Source organism: Micrococcaceae bacterium Sec5.1, assembly GCA_039636795.1.
In the GTDB taxonomy this organism is placed as follows: domain Bacteria; phylum Actinomycetota; class Actinomycetes; order Actinomycetales; family Micrococcaceae; genus Arthrobacter.
On record CP143430.1, the window covers coordinates 3,211,870 to 3,226,413 of the forward strand.

A 14,544-nucleotide genomic window follows, 5' to 3' on the forward strand; every position below is an offset into this window, starting at 1 on the left:
TCATGACAACCAAGAAATTGCTACAGGTGGTCGCCCGCCGATGGTATGCCGCTTTGGTTGTTATGCTGCTCGGCGTCGTCAGCTTAGGCTCTATTCGCTCCTCGGAGCCCGTCTATTGGACTCAAGCAGAAGTGTCGTTCGTCGGGCCGGCGGGCAAACCTTGGTACCTAATACCCAATGCCGACGTCGCCCCGTTGGTGGAATTTGCAGCCCTAGTGGAGCGGCAGGTTAACCACGATTCAAGTCTTTCAGGCTCCGTAACGTCTCCCGGGACACTTTATGGAGCGGGTGTGAAGCAGGGATATTCGATTACGCTTCCCAACGCAGGTGGACAGTGGGCCAAAAGCTTCAGGAGGCCAGCCTTAGCCGTGCAGGTGGTCGATTCAAGCGCGGCCAAAGTGAATGAACAGTTGGCTGCCTTGGTCAAGCGAATAGAAGCTGCCACTTTATTGCTACAGGAACAAACCGGGAAAAAGGGGGGTCTGATATATACAATAACGTTTCCATCAAGTCCCGAAGTTGTCTTCGGCGGCGGAAGCACCTCGAATCGCATCAAAGGCGCTATCGCCTGGCTCTCGTTGTCCCTTGGATTGGCTGTTGTTGGTGCTGTCGGCTGGGACCAAATCCTGGTGCGTAGGACGAGACGCCGGGGCCGGGCAGGGCAGTTCCATGGGGCGTAACAGGCAAGACGTTGCTAATCCTTTCAAGGACCAACGATTCGCAGGAACAACTTTGCCGGAGAGCAGTAATATCCCTGCCTTCGTTGCCATATTCCTGATTGTCACTTGCGCCGTCCCTTCCAACTTGACTATTCCAGCACTTGGTTCTGTGGGTAGGCTAACAACTCTATGGGCTCTCCTTGCTTTGGTCTGGTGGATATTGCACCAAGTCAGCAGAACTATGCCTGAACGGGCTGTTCGGCGGCCAATACGGATCTTCCTGGGCGTGCTTCTTGTTTTCGCCGTGGCCAGTTATGCGATCGCAATGTTGCACGGAGTTCCCGAGAAGGAGTCCAGCCCGGCTGATGGGGGCCTCATCCGCTTGTTTGCTTGGACAGGAATTTGCTTCCTCTTGAACGATGGACTAAGAAATCGAATCGAACTTCTAAAGGTCCTTAGGCACATAGTTATGGCAGGAACGTTAACGGCGTGTCTTGGGCTACTTCAGTTCGTCACCGGCTCATCGCTCGTAGATTGGATGTCCATACCAGGGCTAAACAGCGCGGACAGTATCTCAAACATCGATGTCCGGGGCGATTTCGTCCGGGCTGCTGGGATGGCATCACACCCTCTGGAATACGGGGTCGTCCTGGCAGTCTCTTTCCCTCTGGCAATAACGCTTGCTTTTACTGACACGACAAAATCCTGGCTGGCGAAGTGGACCCCCGTCTGTGCGATAGTCTGCGCATCTGCATTGTCTGTTTCACGAACAGCCCTCATCGCGACGGCAGTATCATTCGTTGCACTAATCCCCGCTTGGCCAAAGCAACGACGCCGGCGAGCGTATGTGGCAATAGTACTGCTTTTGGTTGGCGTTTACTTTATAACACCGGGGATGCTTGGCACATTACGAGGACTCTTCACTTTTGGATCTGCGGACAGCAGTATCAACTCTAGAACAGAGAGCTTTTCGATAGCGATAGAAATGGTGGCGAACAACCCAATTGTTGGTCGTGGATTTGGAACGTTCCTACCAGAGTACGTCATTGTCGACAACCAATATTTAGGGCTGCTTGTAGAATTGGGTGTGCTAGGAGTCATATCGTTTGTTTCCCTTATAGCCGCGGGACTGCACTGCGCAAAGCGTGCACGCCTAGTATCTGTCGACGAAGTAATGATCCAACTCAGTCAGGCCGTCCTCGCTTCTCTTGCGGCTGTCGGCATAGCATTCGCGTTCTTTGATGGACTTTCATTTCCCATGGCCGCCGCGATGTTATTCCTCATACTTGGCGTATCCGGCGCGTTGTGGCGCATCGTCCAGGAAGAGCGCGCAGCCCTTCCTGCCGGAAAGCTAGATGCGTTGACCGCCCGAATGACTCCTGGATTTAGATTACTGCGTCCGCGTCGAGAGGGAGTTGATGATGGTCCGAACGCATGAGGTCTACGCTGCAGGCGAGCCGAGAATCCTCCTCATCAAGACCAGGGGACGCTCCACAGTGGAGCGGCGCGAACGCCAGCTCCGCGAGTCCTCCGGCGCAGAGCCACGGAGCTTGCTCTTTGAGGACACGCTCCATTGCGATGTCCTGGACGAAAACACCATTCAAAACACAGGAGGTTTCCGGGCACACATCTATAGGCGCTTGCCGGGCTTTGCCGCTCAGGCCTTTGAAGCCGCACGGTTGAGCCGCTCCTACGACGTGGTCATTACGTGGTCGGAAAGGCATTCAGTTGCCGTTGCGGCACTATTTGCGATCCTTCGTATCAGGACTCCGCATTTGGCCATGATGTTCTGGCTATCAAAACCAGCAGTTCGATGGCCTCTCAGGCTTGCCCGGACCGGCATTGACAGAATCGTGACGTGGAGCTCAATCCAACGCAGCGTGGCGATTGAACAGATTGGATTTAGACCCGACGACGTAGTCCTCGTCCGTCACCCAGTAGATCTGGAATTCTTCAAACCTGTCGATTCCGAGCGTGAAATCATCTTTTCAGCAGGATCCACTCAACGGGACTTTCCGACCTTCGCAGACGCAGTCAGGGGGTTGGACGTTCCCGTTCATATAGCCGCCTCGCTGGTGGTTGCCCTTGACGGATACAAAATCATCACGCGGGACGTTCGTGATGAACCGGGCTGGCCAGAGAACTGCCAGGTCGGACCACTCACGTCCGTTGAGTTGCGCGATGCGTATGCCGCCGCCAAGATGGTCGTCGTCCCGCTGTTGCCCACGGACATTGACGCAGGAGTGAACGTCATTCTCGAGGGCATGGCCATGGGAAGACCTGTCATTGTCTCTCAAACCAAGGGCCAGGTGGACGTAGTTCATGATGGGGAAACCGGCGTATTCGTGCCGACAGAAGACTCCTCGGCCCTCAGGAGTCGCATGGAGTCTTTCCTGGCCGACCCGGAAGCTGCGGAGGAAATGGGGCGTCGTGGACGCGCCTACGTGGAGCAACACCACCGTTTGGAAGACTTCATAGACCACGTCAGGAGCAATGTGCTCGAGTTGTCGGCGCGGCCAAGCAGAAGGAACTTTTGGTCCCGGAGAAGCGGCGTACCAGTAAAGTCCAGCTAGGACCGCCCACCCTCAGCTACTGCCTGCTGCTCTCATCGCGTTCCCAGGAAGCGCTCGCTCTCCCCGTAAAGAATGCTCCATACCGGCCAATAACAGCGAAAGCTGCATAGACCAGGGCATCGAATGCACTGACCGGCCCGCGTACTGAACCAGTCAGCTCCTGCAAAGTCCGCGCCGTCGAGGAGGCTGCGTCAGGTGACGTCGACTGCGGGGCCCGTGATGGCCTTTGCTGCTGGTTTCCCCGGTAAGTGCGCCGAAGAATCGCGAGCAATGCCCTCGATGAGCGGGGAGTCCTCACAACGACAGGGTCGGTCTCCAGAACAGCCTTTTCGCCGGGTTGAAACAAGCCGTCCACGTAGTAGTCGTCACCGGTCAGACCAGGAAATTCTCCGAGCCGGTCATGACCATTTGCGTTCATTGCGTAGACACCCGCCCCCCACAATCCTTGCGAGTTTCCAGGAATCCGGTTCCGGGCCCTGTAATAGGCCCTGACCAACGCGGAGGCTCCGATGGTGTCGTACCGGAAAGCTGGCCGTGCAGCCAGAAGGGACCCGGCCTCAAGAGCCTTGAAAACGGCTTGGAGTGCCTCGGGGTTGAGCTCTACATCAGCATCAAGATACAGTCGCGGCCACAGTTCCGTGGCGCCGTCCGCGGCGTTGAGCGCTGCCGTTTTGGACGCTTCCTCGACGTGCAGGACTTTAATGCCCCGATACTGTGAGGCAATGGATTCCGTATCATCGGTGCAGCCATTGCATGCCACGATGACGTCCACAGTTCCCGCGCTGATGACTTCCTTCAAAGAATCCAGTGTCCGGCCAATCACTTTTCCCTCATTGTGCGCCGGAATAATGACGGCTCCGGTTGGAAGGCCCTTCGAAAAATCAGGGGATCGGGTGGCATGAGGCAACGTCTGCCATAGACGTTTACTCAAAAGGGCCCTCGCTGCTTCCCGGTGGCCAGGCTTGTTCATGCGTGCCATCTCAGCGGCGCAAACCGCGGCCCGGAAAAGCAGAGCCCTGCTCCGCCCGAGATGTTTGGCTGCATAGCGAACACGATTCACGGACAGAAGCGCCGTCAGCTGGGGCGAGGTACCCGAACCCCCGCCTTCATGCCACATCCTTGCTGTGGGCTCGAACCAAATTGATTTCCCTGCTTCGCGGATTCGATGGCAATAATCTGTCTCTTCCGAATACAGGAAAAATTGCTCGTCCCATTCCCCAACGGTCTGGGCTGCCTCGTCGCTTATCAAGAGAGCCGCGCCTGTGGCCCATTCGATGCGATGAGCGTATTGATAGCCCTCCACGTCGAAGTCCATTTCAGAGAGCCAGGCGGGCCGACGGCGCAGATGGCTGCCCAGCGCGGCATCGCCCAGGGCCCGCATCACGCTCGGCTCGCGGCGCAGGGAGGGGTAGACACTGCCATCATTTTCCAGCAGGACCGGAACAACCGCCCCAGCGTGGGACAGGCTCATTCTTCGGCGCAATGCTGCCACCGCCCCTGGCTCCACCCGCAGGTCCGGATTCAAGATGAGGTACGCGTCGGCGGGCCCCGCCACGCGCATCGCAGCGTTGATGCCACCCGCGTAGCCGAGATTTCCGCCCGTTGGCAAAGAGATGACATCCGGATGCTTCGCCAGCTCGGTCATGGTCCGATCGTCAGGAGAATTGTCAGCCACCACTACTTTCATGGTTTGCTCGCCCGTCATGGCCCTCAGGCTCGAAATCAGGGGCCCGACGTCGTCGGCATTGTTGTAGGTAACAACTATGGCTGCTACCTCTGCCCTCACCGCCGCCGGCAGGAAGGGCTGCGGGGCCTGATGGTTGGCCCGGGCCGGGGCATTTATCGAATGGTCCGGGTTCCGGCCCATCGGCAGTGCGGTGGGAGGAATGTTTGCAGCGCTGACCTGACGCAACTTCAGGTAGGCCTCGGGTCCATCCACCAGATACCGGCGAGCAAGCCTGCGCGGCTCCAGCAGGAGTCGCCAAGCCCATTCAAAGCCGTGGGAACTGATCCAGGATGGGGCGCGCCGGATTCGACCAGCGAGGAAATCGACAACAGCACCGAATGCCAGCAGAATCTTGGCTCCCGTGAGGCGACCATACTTGCTGACCCATAATTCCTGGCGGGGTTTGCCCATGCCAACCACCAGGATGTCCGGAGCATTGGCCGCTATCTGTGCGGCGAGCTCCAACGAAGCCTGCTCATCGCTGATCACGGACCTTTCCGGGGCCCACCAGCCTGCGATCGCCAGATCCGGACGCTCTACTGCGAACCTACTGCGGATAAGCTCCTGGGCCTGCTCCGTCCCACCGAGGAATCCCACGCTCAGGCCGCGGCGTTCGGCTTCGTCCAGCAGAGGCTCCACAAGATCACTTCCCGCCAATCGTGGCCACGGCTGGTCGGTGAGACGACGGGCTTGGGCGACCAGGGGGGCTCCGTCCAACAACGTCAGCCACTCCACGGACGCGTGCTCCGCCATGGCGCCCACCCACCTGCTTCCGGCCCCAAAGTGCAGGATATGGTCCAGGTTTGCAGAACAAACGCCAAGAGGTGGCGCCCCCACTGAGGTTGCCCTGTCCATAATTTCCCGCAGGGCGCCGTCAAACTCCAAGAGCTTCACAGGGACTCCACCCAAACTCACCCACAGATCCTGCCCGGCGGGGGAAACTATTGGCGGTCTGGAACCATGCCCTCTGGCTTCTCCCGGGCGAAACTTCGCAGAAATATGGCGGTTGGCGACCCGGGAGGGCGCAGTTTCTTGGTGCAGCATTCTCGGCTCCAGGCTCGATGATCCAACTCACGGCACAAAAATGTGCCGGCGATCCAAGTCGCTGCACTTCCTGGATCGCCGATGCCGGACGGCGGGTGCCGCCCGAACTTACTTCCTTGAGTTGTCTCCCGGCCCTACTGTTTCGAGGCTGCCGTAGGGCTACTTTAGGACGATTTGCCTGCGTACACCAGAGCGCGCGTTTGACTCATGGGAAGGTCCGCGGCCGCAGGGTATTGCCTGCCGGCCCCTGCCGGGAGAGGATGCGTTATGTCGACACCGAGGGACCAACCCTGACCACGTAGAGGACGGACATGGGCAGCGAGATCACAGACTGTTTGGGGGGCTCGGCAACGCATTTTGTTCTGACACGCTTCAATGTCCGCAGCTTTTATCACAAGGCAGAGCCCACAGACGAATGGCTTCGCGAGCGCCTTCAACTCTTTGAAATGTACTGCATGCCGTGCTTCCGAAATCAAACAGAAACCCGGTTTACTTGGCTGGTTTTCCTTGACTCCCTGTCACCAGTGTGGTTGAGGCAGGAGATTGACAAACTATCCCAAGGCGTCTTTCGGGCCGTTTACGTTGAGGGTGCGTTCTCGCAGGAATTCCTTAGCCGGACAATTGGCGAGCTTAGTGCCACTCCCTACGTCATCACTACGCGGGTAGACAATGACGACGCAGTGGCAAACGACTTTATTGAGACAATTCAAAGTTGTTTCACGGAACAGGACAAAAACTTCGTTAATCTCGTGAACGGCGCGCAGTATGCCGGGCGGAAACTCTATGTCCGCCCATACACGATGAATCCATTTTCAAGCTTGATAGAACGGGTTACGAACCACCGTCCGGCCACCGTGTTCGTTGAACATCATTACCGGATCGATGCATATGCCCCCGTCCTGAACGTGCGGACCACACACCCGATGTGGTTGCAGGTGATTCACGGCGGTAACGTCCTCAACGAGGTCGTGGGCCTGCGGACGAGTGCCCAACGCATTGCACCGCACTTTTCTGTTTCCCTCGACGTGGATGATCGATTATTCAGCCGCAGCGTGGACAGGGTCCTGGGCGCCTGGAAAATTCTCCTGCGCCTGCTCCGAAAGCCATCGCGGCTTAGGGATCTGACCAAGACCCTCCTGGCGCGGAAAGCCGGCAGCCCCGTCTCAAAGTGACGTTCCGGAACGCAGGTACGCTTCCAAGCGGGAATGAGACATGGACGGAGTGAAGCCCGCTTCCTTTATTTTCGAAAGGTCCAGAACACTGCTGCCTGGACGCGGCGCCGCCCCGGGCTTGGCGTACTCGGAGGTGCTGATGGCCGTGATTTTCCCAGGATCCGCGCCGCAGAGGCGATAGACATCCTGTGCAATTTCCGCCCAGGACTGGGGCTCGCCGTCGCTACTGAGGTTGTACGTTCCATAAGGTGCTTGGCTGGTGACTAAGTGCCGGATCGCCGCGGCAATATCGGATGCAAATGTCAGCCGCCCCCATTGGTCGCCCACCACCGCGGGCGCCACGCCTTTCGCCGCCAACCCAGCCATGGTGCGGACGAAGTTGCGGCCCTCGCCCACTACCCAACTGCTCCGCACAATGTAGTGCCGCGGCACCGCAGCAACGGCAACGTCACCGGCGGCTTTGCTTTGGCCATAGACGCCCAGCGGGCTGGGTTGCTCCTCTTCGTGGTGAACGGCGGCCGTACCGTCGAACACATAGTCGCTGGATACATGGACAAGCGTCAGTGAATGTTCGACGGCGGTCCTCGCCAGGCGGGACACTGCGGCTGCGTTGATGCTCCAGGCAGCAGTGCGGCCTTCCGCTGTCTCCGCGGCGTCGACGCCTGTGAAGGCGGCGGCGTTGATGATCGTGGAGTACTTGCGCCAATCGGCGGCGAGATAGGAATTCTCTGCCGAGATATCGAACTGGGCCCGCCCCGCAAAGTCCACGGTCGGGTCGCCGTCGAACTCCCGTCTGTGCGCCTTCCCGACTTGTCCGTCCGCACCGAGTACCAACGTCCGCCTGGATTGCATGGGCGTGACTGTTGCCAGCCTCGGATGGTTTCGGTCCTGCGGTGAGAGGATGGCCCGCTCCAAGGGTATTGGCCACGGGACAGCGACGCTTTCGTCGCCAACGTTCAGGAACGTATATTCGGCCTGGGCGCCGGCGCTCCAATGGTCGTTGACCAAGTAGGTGTAGGCGGTGTCGTCTTCCAGGGTCTGGAAGGCATTGCCCACGCCGCGTGGAACGAAGATGGCGTCCTTGGCCGTCAGCTCGGCATGGAACATCGTTCCGAACGTAGGCCCATCCCGCAGGTCCACCCACGCACCAAAGATCCGCCCTGAGGCGAGGGAGATGAACTTGTCCCACGGTTCGGCGTGGATACCCCGCGTGGTCCCGCGTTTGGCATTGAAAGAGATGTTGTTCTGTACAGGCCCAAAGTCCGGCAGGCCCAAAGCCAACATCTTGCTTCGGTGCCAGTTCTCCTTGAACCATCCCCGGTGGTCTCCGTGGACCGGCAGCTCGAAAAGCACCAGCCCAGGGATCGGCGTACCGCGGGATGTCAATTCAGCGGGTTCCATGGCTTAGTGGCCTTGAGCTGCATATTTGGTTTCAGTCGCAGCTTTTTGCGGCCGCCACCAAGCTTCGTTGTCCTGGTACCAGCGCACAGTGTCAGCCAAGCCGGCGTCGAAGTCTGCAAACCGGGGGACCCAGCCAAGTTCCTTTCGAAGCTTGCTGGAGTCAATCGCATACCGCAGGTCATGGCCCGGCCGGTCGGTCACGAGGTCGTAGGCATCAGGTGACTGGCCCATGTGCCGAAGCAGCTTCTCCACGACGTCCCGGTTGGACTGCTCACCGTCAGCACCGATCAGGTACGTTTCACCAATCCGCCCACGTTCCAGGATTGCCAGCACAGCCGAGGAGTGGTCCTCCACATGGATCCAGTCCCGCACATTGCGGCCGTTGCCGTAGAGGCGGGGACGGTTGCCATCCAGGATGTTGGTGATCTGTCGGGGAATGAACTTCTCCACGTGCTGATAGGGCCCATAGTTGTTGGAGCAGTTGCTGATGGTCGCCTGGAGCCCGAAGGAACGAATCCAGGCCCGAACCAGCATGTCTGAACCGGCCTTGGTTGCAGAGTAGGGGCTCGTGGGCCGATAGACCGATGCCTCAGTGAAACGCTGCGGGTCATCCAGGGCCAAATCCCCATATACCTCGTCCGTGGAGATGTGGTGGAAGCGGGTACTGTGCTTCCGCGCCGCTTCAACGAGCGTGAACGTCCCTACGAGGTTCGTGTCCACGAACGGCCTGGGATCCTCCAGCGAGTTGTCGTTGTGCGACTCGGCCGCAAAATGGACCACGGCGTCAACGGCTGCCGCCATGCCGTCTACCAGCGGGGCATCGCAGATATCACCCTGGACAAATTCGAAGCGTTCGCGGGGCAGGCCTGCGAGGGACTCGATGTTGCCGGCGTACGTCAATTTGTCCAGGACCGTGACATGGAGCACAGTGTGCTCCATGATGTAGTGGACAAAGTTGCATCCAATGAATCCGGCCCCGCCGGTGACAAGGATTCTCTGCATGGCCATAGCGTAGCCGTCAATTACGGCTATGTGCAGCGGGAGGGACAGCAAATATGCGCGGGATAATTCTTGCCGGCGGCACAGGTTCCAGGCTTCATCCCATTACGCTTGGCATCAGTAAGCAATTGGTCCCTGTCTTCGACAAACCAATGATTTACTACCCCCTGTGCACGCTGATGCTGGCTGGAATCCGTGACATCCTGATCATCACCACACCGACTGATGCCCCTCAGTTCGAGAATCTCCTGGGGGATGGATCCCAATTTGGGATAAACCTCAGCTATGCACAGCAGCCGACACCGGATGGCCTGGCCCAGGCATTCATCCTGGGGGAGCAGCACATTGGCAATGGCAAAGTAGCGCTCATCCTGGGTGACAACATCTTCAACGGTCCCGGAATGGGTAACCAATTCCGCAAGTACGCCGACGTCGAAGGTGGCGCGATCTTTGGTTACTGGGTCAAGGATCCAAGTGCTTACGGCGTCGTGGAATTCGATGACGATGGTCTGGCCGTCTCCATCGAAGAAAAGCCCGCGTCCCCAAAGAGCAACTACGCGGTCCCGGGCCTGTACTTCTACGACAACGACGTCGTCGCCATGGCAAAAAACCTCAAACCTTCCCCTCGAGGGGAGCTGGAGATCACGGATATCAACCGGCAGTACATGGAGCTCGGCAGGCTCCACGTACAAAAATTCCCCCGCGGGACCGCCTGGCTGGATACGGGAACCTTCGGCGACCTCAACGATGCTTCAAACTATGTCCGCACCACCGAGAACCGGCAGGGCCTGAAGATCGGAGCGCCGGAGGAGGTTGCATGGCGAATGGGATACTTGAACGACGAAGAACTCCGCCAGCAGGCTTCCAAGCTCGCCAAGAGTGGCTACGGCAGCTACTTGTTGGACATCCTCGACCGCCAGTAAGGAACTCGAGGGCTATGCCGCCGAGACGTCTTCCAGGGCACGCGCAATCTCGGCCGGGAGAACCGTCAACTTGGCATCCAGCAATTCCTTGAGCTGGACGGCGTTCCGGGCTCCCACTATCGCCGTGGCAACGCCGGGACGGGAAAGCAACCAACTCAGCGACACGTCCAGGGGCGATCGTCCCAGCCCCCGGGCGGCCATGGCGACGGCCTCCACTACCCGTGATGCCTTCGGTTCAAGGTATGTCTCCACATAGGCAGCAAGCCTGCTCTGCGCGGCACGGGAATCCGCGGGAATCTGGCCCCGGTACTTTCCGCTCAAGACACCACGGCCCAGGGGAGCCCAAGCCATCAGGCCGAGCCCGGCATCCTCCACGGCAGGAATGAGCTCTTCCTCCGGCTTTCGCTGCACCAGGGAATATTCGGATTGGTTGGCTACGAGCGTGAAACCAGCCACTGCCGCCGCTTTGGCTGTCTGCCACCCGTTGTAATTGGAAATTCCCACATAGCGGGCGCGTCCTGACCTCTGTGCGAGCTCCAGCGCTGACAGAGTCTCGTCCAAGGGAACATTCGGGTCCCACTCCTGAACGAACCAGATATCGAGATAGTCGGTTCCAAGCCTTGCCAGGCTTGCGTCCAAGGCCGAGAGCAGGGCACCGCGTGATGCGTTGATGCTGCGCCTGGATTCCGACGACGAGACGCCGGCTTTGGTTGAGATCACGACTTCCGAGCGAGCCACGACATCACCCAACATGGAGCCCAGCATGGCCTCAGCCTGGCCCTGGGCATACGATGCAGCGGTGTCGATGACGGTGCCACCTGCGTCCACGAACGCGTGGAGCAACTCCGCGGCGTCCTGCTCATCCGTCTCCTGCGCCCAGGACATTGTTCCGAGGGACAAAGAGGAGACACGGAACCCGCTGTTCCCGACATAACGCTGCTGCATGCTGATAGCTTACGGGGAGTTCCCAGTCTTCATGACGTAGGGTCTATTCACGTGAACTGGATAGAAGCAGCCTTGCTGGGCCTGGTGCAAGGCCTCACCGAATTCCTCCCGATCTCCTCAAGCGCCCACTTGCGGATCGTGGGCTCATTCCTTCCGAATGCAGCCGATCCCGGAGCCGCCTTCACGGCCATTATCCAACTGGGTACGGAGACGGCGGTCATTGTCTATTTCTGGCGCGACCTCGTGCGGATCATCGGGGCCTGGTTCAGGTCCCTGAGTGGGAAAGTCCCACGAAACGATCCGGACGCCCGAATGGGATGGCTGGTAATCCTGGGCAGCCTCCCCATCATCGTGCTCGGCTTGTTGTTCCAGGACCAGATCGAGTCGGTCCTGCGAAGCATGTGGATAGTTGCCACCATGCTCATTGTCTTCGGCATGATCCTGGCAGTTGCCGATGCCATTGGCTGCCAGGAACGGGATCTCACACAGCTCAGCTATAAGCATGGCATTCTGTACGGCCTTGCCCAGGCGATGGCCCTTATTCCGGGCGTTTCGCGTTCCGGCGGAACCATCACTGCCGGGCTGCTGATGGGGTACACGCGCGAAGCTGCGGCTCGCTACTCGTTCCTCCTCGCCATTCCGGCGGTTTTCGGCAGCGGCCTCTACCAGCTCTACAAAACGGTTTCCAAGGAGGGGCTCGCCGGTCCCTACGGCCTTCCGGAGACGGCACTGGCCACAGTCATCGCTTTCGTGGTGGGCTACGTGATCATCGGCTGGTTCCTGAAGTTCGTCTCCACACGCAGTTACAGGCTCTTTGTCTGGTACCGCATCCTTCTTGGCTTGGCCTTGTATGTCCTGCTCGGTTTCAATGTGATCAGCGCCTAGCACTAAGGTTGAGTCGTGAAATCGTGGACTTCCCGCCCTGTTCCTGAGCTGCCAGGCAGCATGCCGCAACTACGCCTCTTCGACACCGCCCTCGGCCGCGTCGTGGAGATAGAGCCGCAGCCGGAACAATCGATGTACGTCTGCGGCATTACGCCGTACGACGCGACGCACATGGGCCACGCCGCCAGCTATGTGGCCTTCGACCTCCTCAACAGGGCGTGGCGCGATGCCAGGATCCGGGTGGACTACGTTCAAAACGTTACGGATATCGATGACCCGCTGCTTGAACGCGCCACGGCCACCGGCGTGGACTGGCGTGACTTGGCGCAGAGCCAGATTGAACTGTTCCACACCGATATGGACGCCCTGAACGTCCTTGCCCCCAATCACTACATCGGCGCAGTCGAAGCCATTCCGGATATTGTGCCGGCGATCGAGCGGCTTATTGCGGACGGCGTCGCCTACCGCGTACAAGGTACGAATGGCGAGCCCGACGGCGATGTCTACTACGACGTCGAAATGGCCGGCAAACGATCCGACGCCACGGATGCATGGACTCTGGGCGACGTTTCAGGTCTCGGCGAAGCGGAAATGCTTGCCCTTTTTGCAGAGCGCGGGGGCGATCCGGACAGGGCAGGCAAACGCCAGGCGCTCGACCCCTTGCTCTGGCGGGTGGCACGCGAAGGAGAACCCAGCTGGCCGGGCGCCACTTTGGGCGACGGCCGTCCCGGGTGGCACATCGAGTGTACGGTCATCGCACAGAAGTACCTGCCCGCACCATTTACCGTGCAGGGTGGCGGCTCGGACCTCATCTTCCCCCACCACGAAATGGGAGCAGGACACGCCTACTCGCTGGCGGGCGTTCCGCTTGCCCGACACTATGCCCATGCCGGCATGGTGGGCCTCGACGGGGAAAAGATGAGCAAGTCAAAGGGCAACCTGGTTCTTGTCTCCAAGCTCCGGGCTGCTGGAGAAGAACCCGCAGCCATCCGCCTTGCGATCCTCGCCCACCATTACCGCTCTGATTGGTCCTGGACTGAGGCGGACTTCGGGGCAGCAAAGGATCGGCTGGCCCAGTGGCGCAATGCCCGTGACGCTGCTCCTGCCGGTTCGGCCGCAGCGCTCGTCGCCGCCATGCGCCTGGAATTGGCCAATGACCTCAACGCTCCCGGAGCGATGGCCGCTGTCGATCGCTGGGCTGAGGAGGCATTGCGGAACAACGCTCCGGCGTCCGGGATCGACGCCGCACTTATGAGCGATGCCGTAGACGCGCTGCTCGGCGTGGAGCTTTAGGGCCGGTCCTTACCCCGCCGCTTGAGGTAGCGCTCGAACTCCCGGGCGATCGATTCGCCCGAGGCTTCCGGGAGGTCCGCTGTGTCCTTGGCCTCCTCCAGTTGGCGTACGTAGGCAGCAATCTCAGGATCTTCGGTGGCAAGTTCGTCCACTCCGCGTTCCCAGGCCTCGGACTCTTCCGCCAGGGCCTGGCTGTCAAGGGGAACCTGGAGCAAGTCCTCGATCTTGTGAAGGATGGCGAGTTGGGCCTTGGGCGAGGGCGGCTGTGCGACATAGTGGGGGACCGCTGCCCACAGGGAAACCGTCGGCAGCCCTGCCAGCATGGCAAACTCGGCCAGCACCCCCACAATTCCCACGGGCCCCTCGTATTGGGAGGCCTCCAGGTTCAACCGTTCCCGAAGTGAACTGTCTTCCGTGGTGGTGCTTACCGGAATGGGCCTGCTGTGCGGAACGTCGGCCAGCAGCGCACCCACAAGAATGACCGAGTCCACCTTCAGCGCTTCGGCGTGGACCAGGAGTTCGGTGGTGTAGGCGCGCCAACGGTATGAAGGTTCTGTGCCCAGAACAAACACCACGTCCACATTGCTGTCCGGAACTGACGCTTTGTAGATCCGCGTCGAGGGCCATTTGACCTTGCGCGCACCAGAGGACGTGCGCCGCACGGTGGGCCGGGTGAACTGGAAGTCGTAGTACTCCTCGGCGTCCACTGTGGCGACCTTCTTGCCGTCCCAGAGCTTGTTCAAATAGTGCAGCGCATCGCTGGCGGCCTCGCCGGCGTCGTTCCAGCCTTCAAACGCGGCGATCATTACGGTGACGCGCTGGCCTTCCGCGGGTTCCTTAAGGAAACGCTCGGGCTCCGCGGTGATGTCCTGTCCTTCGGGGGTCCCGTCCACACTGTTCATCCACTCACCCTACGTCCAAGAC

General features: G+C 59.7%; 12 protein-coding genes. 7 read left to right on the forward strand and 5 right to left on the reverse strand.

The window, feature by feature from the left end; all coding sequences use genetic code 11:
- Positions 1–2 precede the first annotated feature (2 nt).
- From VUN82_14585 to VUN82_14595, 3 genes are all read left to right on the forward strand, one after another.
- A complete protein-coding gene (locus VUN82_14585; protein XAS70344.1) occupies positions 3–680 on the forward strand; it encodes a hypothetical protein in 678 nt (225 codons plus the stop codon).
- 265 nt (positions 681–945) lie between these two features.
- Positions 946–2,097 carry an O-antigen ligase family protein gene (locus tag VUN82_14590; GenBank protein ID XAS70345.1) on the forward strand — a complete coding sequence of 384 codons (1,152 nt, stop codon included), beginning with the start codon at positions 946–948 and terminating at the stop codon, positions 2,095–2,097.
- Positions 2,078–3,232, forward strand: coding sequence for a glycosyltransferase family 4 protein (locus VUN82_14595; GenBank protein ID XAS70346.1), 1,155 nt, complete (start codon positions 2,078–2,080; stop codon positions 3,230–3,232). Before VUN82_14590 ends, VUN82_14595 begins: the two co-directional genes overlap by 20 nt.
- A 16-nt stretch (positions 3,233–3,248) precedes the next feature.
- On the opposite strand, the gene VUN82_14600 is transcribed toward VUN82_14595, so the two are convergent.
- Positions 3,249–5,852, reverse strand: a complete 2,604-nt coding sequence (locus tag VUN82_14600; GenBank protein XAS70347.1) for a WecB/TagA/CpsF family glycosyltransferase — start codon at positions 5,850–5,852, stop codon at positions 3,249–3,251.
- Between the two features lie 605 nt (positions 5,853–6,457).
- On the opposite strand from VUN82_14600, the gene VUN82_14605 reads away from it, so the two are divergent.
- On the forward strand, positions 6,458–7,174 hold the full coding sequence (locus tag VUN82_14605) for a glycosyltransferase (GenBank protein ID XAS74690.1): 717 nt from the start codon (positions 6,458–6,460) through the stop codon (positions 7,172–7,174).
- On the opposite strand, the gene VUN82_14610 is transcribed toward VUN82_14605, so the two are convergent.
- Positions 7,166–8,575 carry a bifunctional dTDP-4-dehydrorhamnose 3,5-epimerase family protein/NAD(P)-dependent oxidoreductase gene (locus VUN82_14610; GenBank protein ID XAS70348.1) on the reverse strand — a complete coding sequence of 470 codons (1,410 nt, stop codon included), beginning with the start codon at positions 8,573–8,575 and terminating at the stop codon, positions 7,166–7,168. The genes VUN82_14605 and VUN82_14610 overlap by 9 nt on opposite strands.
- 3 nt (positions 8,576–8,578) lie before the next feature.
- Positions 8,579–9,577, reverse strand: coding sequence for a dTDP-glucose 4,6-dehydratase (gene rfbB / locus VUN82_14615; GenBank protein XAS70349.1), 999 nt, complete (start codon positions 9,575–9,577; stop codon positions 8,579–8,581).
- A 53-nt stretch (positions 9,578–9,630) separates the two neighbouring features.
- Here rfbB and rfbA point away from each other — a divergent pair, with 53 nt between their 5' ends.
- The gene (gene rfbA / locus VUN82_14620; GenBank protein XAS70350.1) at positions 9,631–10,497 is read left to right on the forward strand and encodes a glucose-1-phosphate thymidylyltransferase RfbA; all 867 of its coding nucleotides are present in this window, start codon (positions 9,631–9,633) and stop codon (positions 10,495–10,497) included.
- Between the two features lie 12 nt (positions 10,498–10,509).
- Here the strand turns inward: rfbA and VUN82_14625 are convergent, their stop codons facing one another.
- Entirely contained in the window at positions 10,510–11,442 is a 933-nt protein-coding gene (locus tag VUN82_14625; protein ID XAS70351.1) for an aldo/keto reductase, read from the reverse strand.
- A 51-nt stretch (positions 11,443–11,493) separates the two neighbouring features.
- On the opposite strand from VUN82_14625, the gene VUN82_14630 reads away from it, so the two are divergent.
- Positions 11,494–12,327, forward strand: coding sequence for an undecaprenyl-diphosphate phosphatase (locus tag VUN82_14630; GenBank protein ID XAS70352.1), 834 nt, complete (start codon positions 11,494–11,496; stop codon positions 12,325–12,327).
- A gap of 15 nt (positions 12,328–12,342) precedes the next feature.
- On the forward strand, positions 12,343–13,620 hold the full coding sequence (gene mshC / locus VUN82_14635; GenBank protein XAS70353.1) for a cysteine--1-D-myo-inosityl 2-amino-2-deoxy-alpha-D-glucopyranoside ligase: 1,278 nt from the start codon (positions 12,343–12,345) through the stop codon (positions 13,618–13,620).
- On the opposite strand, the gene VUN82_14640 is transcribed toward mshC, so the two are convergent.
- Positions 13,617–14,522: a PAC2 family protein gene (locus tag VUN82_14640; protein ID XAS70354.1), complete on the reverse strand. Its 906-nt coding sequence runs from the start codon at positions 14,520–14,522 to the stop codon at positions 13,617–13,619. The genes mshC and VUN82_14640 overlap by 4 nt on opposite strands.
- Between the last annotated feature and the right edge of the window lie 22 nt (positions 14,523–14,544).

Bases quoted from the DNA above. Each gene is read 5' to 3' on its own strand.
- VUN82_14625 (XAS70351.1), bottom strand. From the start codon at position 11,442: ATGCAGCAGCGTTATGTCGGGAACAGCGGGTTCCGTGTCTCCTCTTTG.
- VUN82_14595 (XAS70346.1), top strand. From the start codon at position 2,078: ATGATGGTCCGAACGCATGAGGTCTACGCTGCAGGCGAGCCGAGAATC.
- VUN82_14585 (XAS70344.1), top strand. From the start codon at position 3: ATGACAACCAAGAAATTGCTACAGGTGGTCGCCCGCCGATGGTATGCC.
- VUN82_14610 (XAS70348.1), bottom strand. From the start codon at position 8,575: ATGGAACCCGCTGAATTGACATCCCGCGGTACGCCGATCCCTGGGCTG.
- rfbB (XAS70349.1), bottom strand. From the start codon at position 9,577: ATGCAGAGAATCCTTGTCACCGGCGGGGCCGGATTCATTGGATGCAAC.
- VUN82_14605 (XAS74690.1), top strand. From the start codon at position 6,458: ATGCCGTGCTTCCGAAATCAAACAGAAACCCGGTTTACTTGGCTGGTT.
- rfbA (XAS70350.1), top strand. From the start codon at position 9,631: ATGCGCGGGATAATTCTTGCCGGCGGCACAGGTTCCAGGCTTCATCCC.
- VUN82_14640 (XAS70354.1), bottom strand. From the start codon at position 14,522: ATGAACAGTGTGGACGGGACCCCCGAAGGACAGGACATCACCGCGGAG.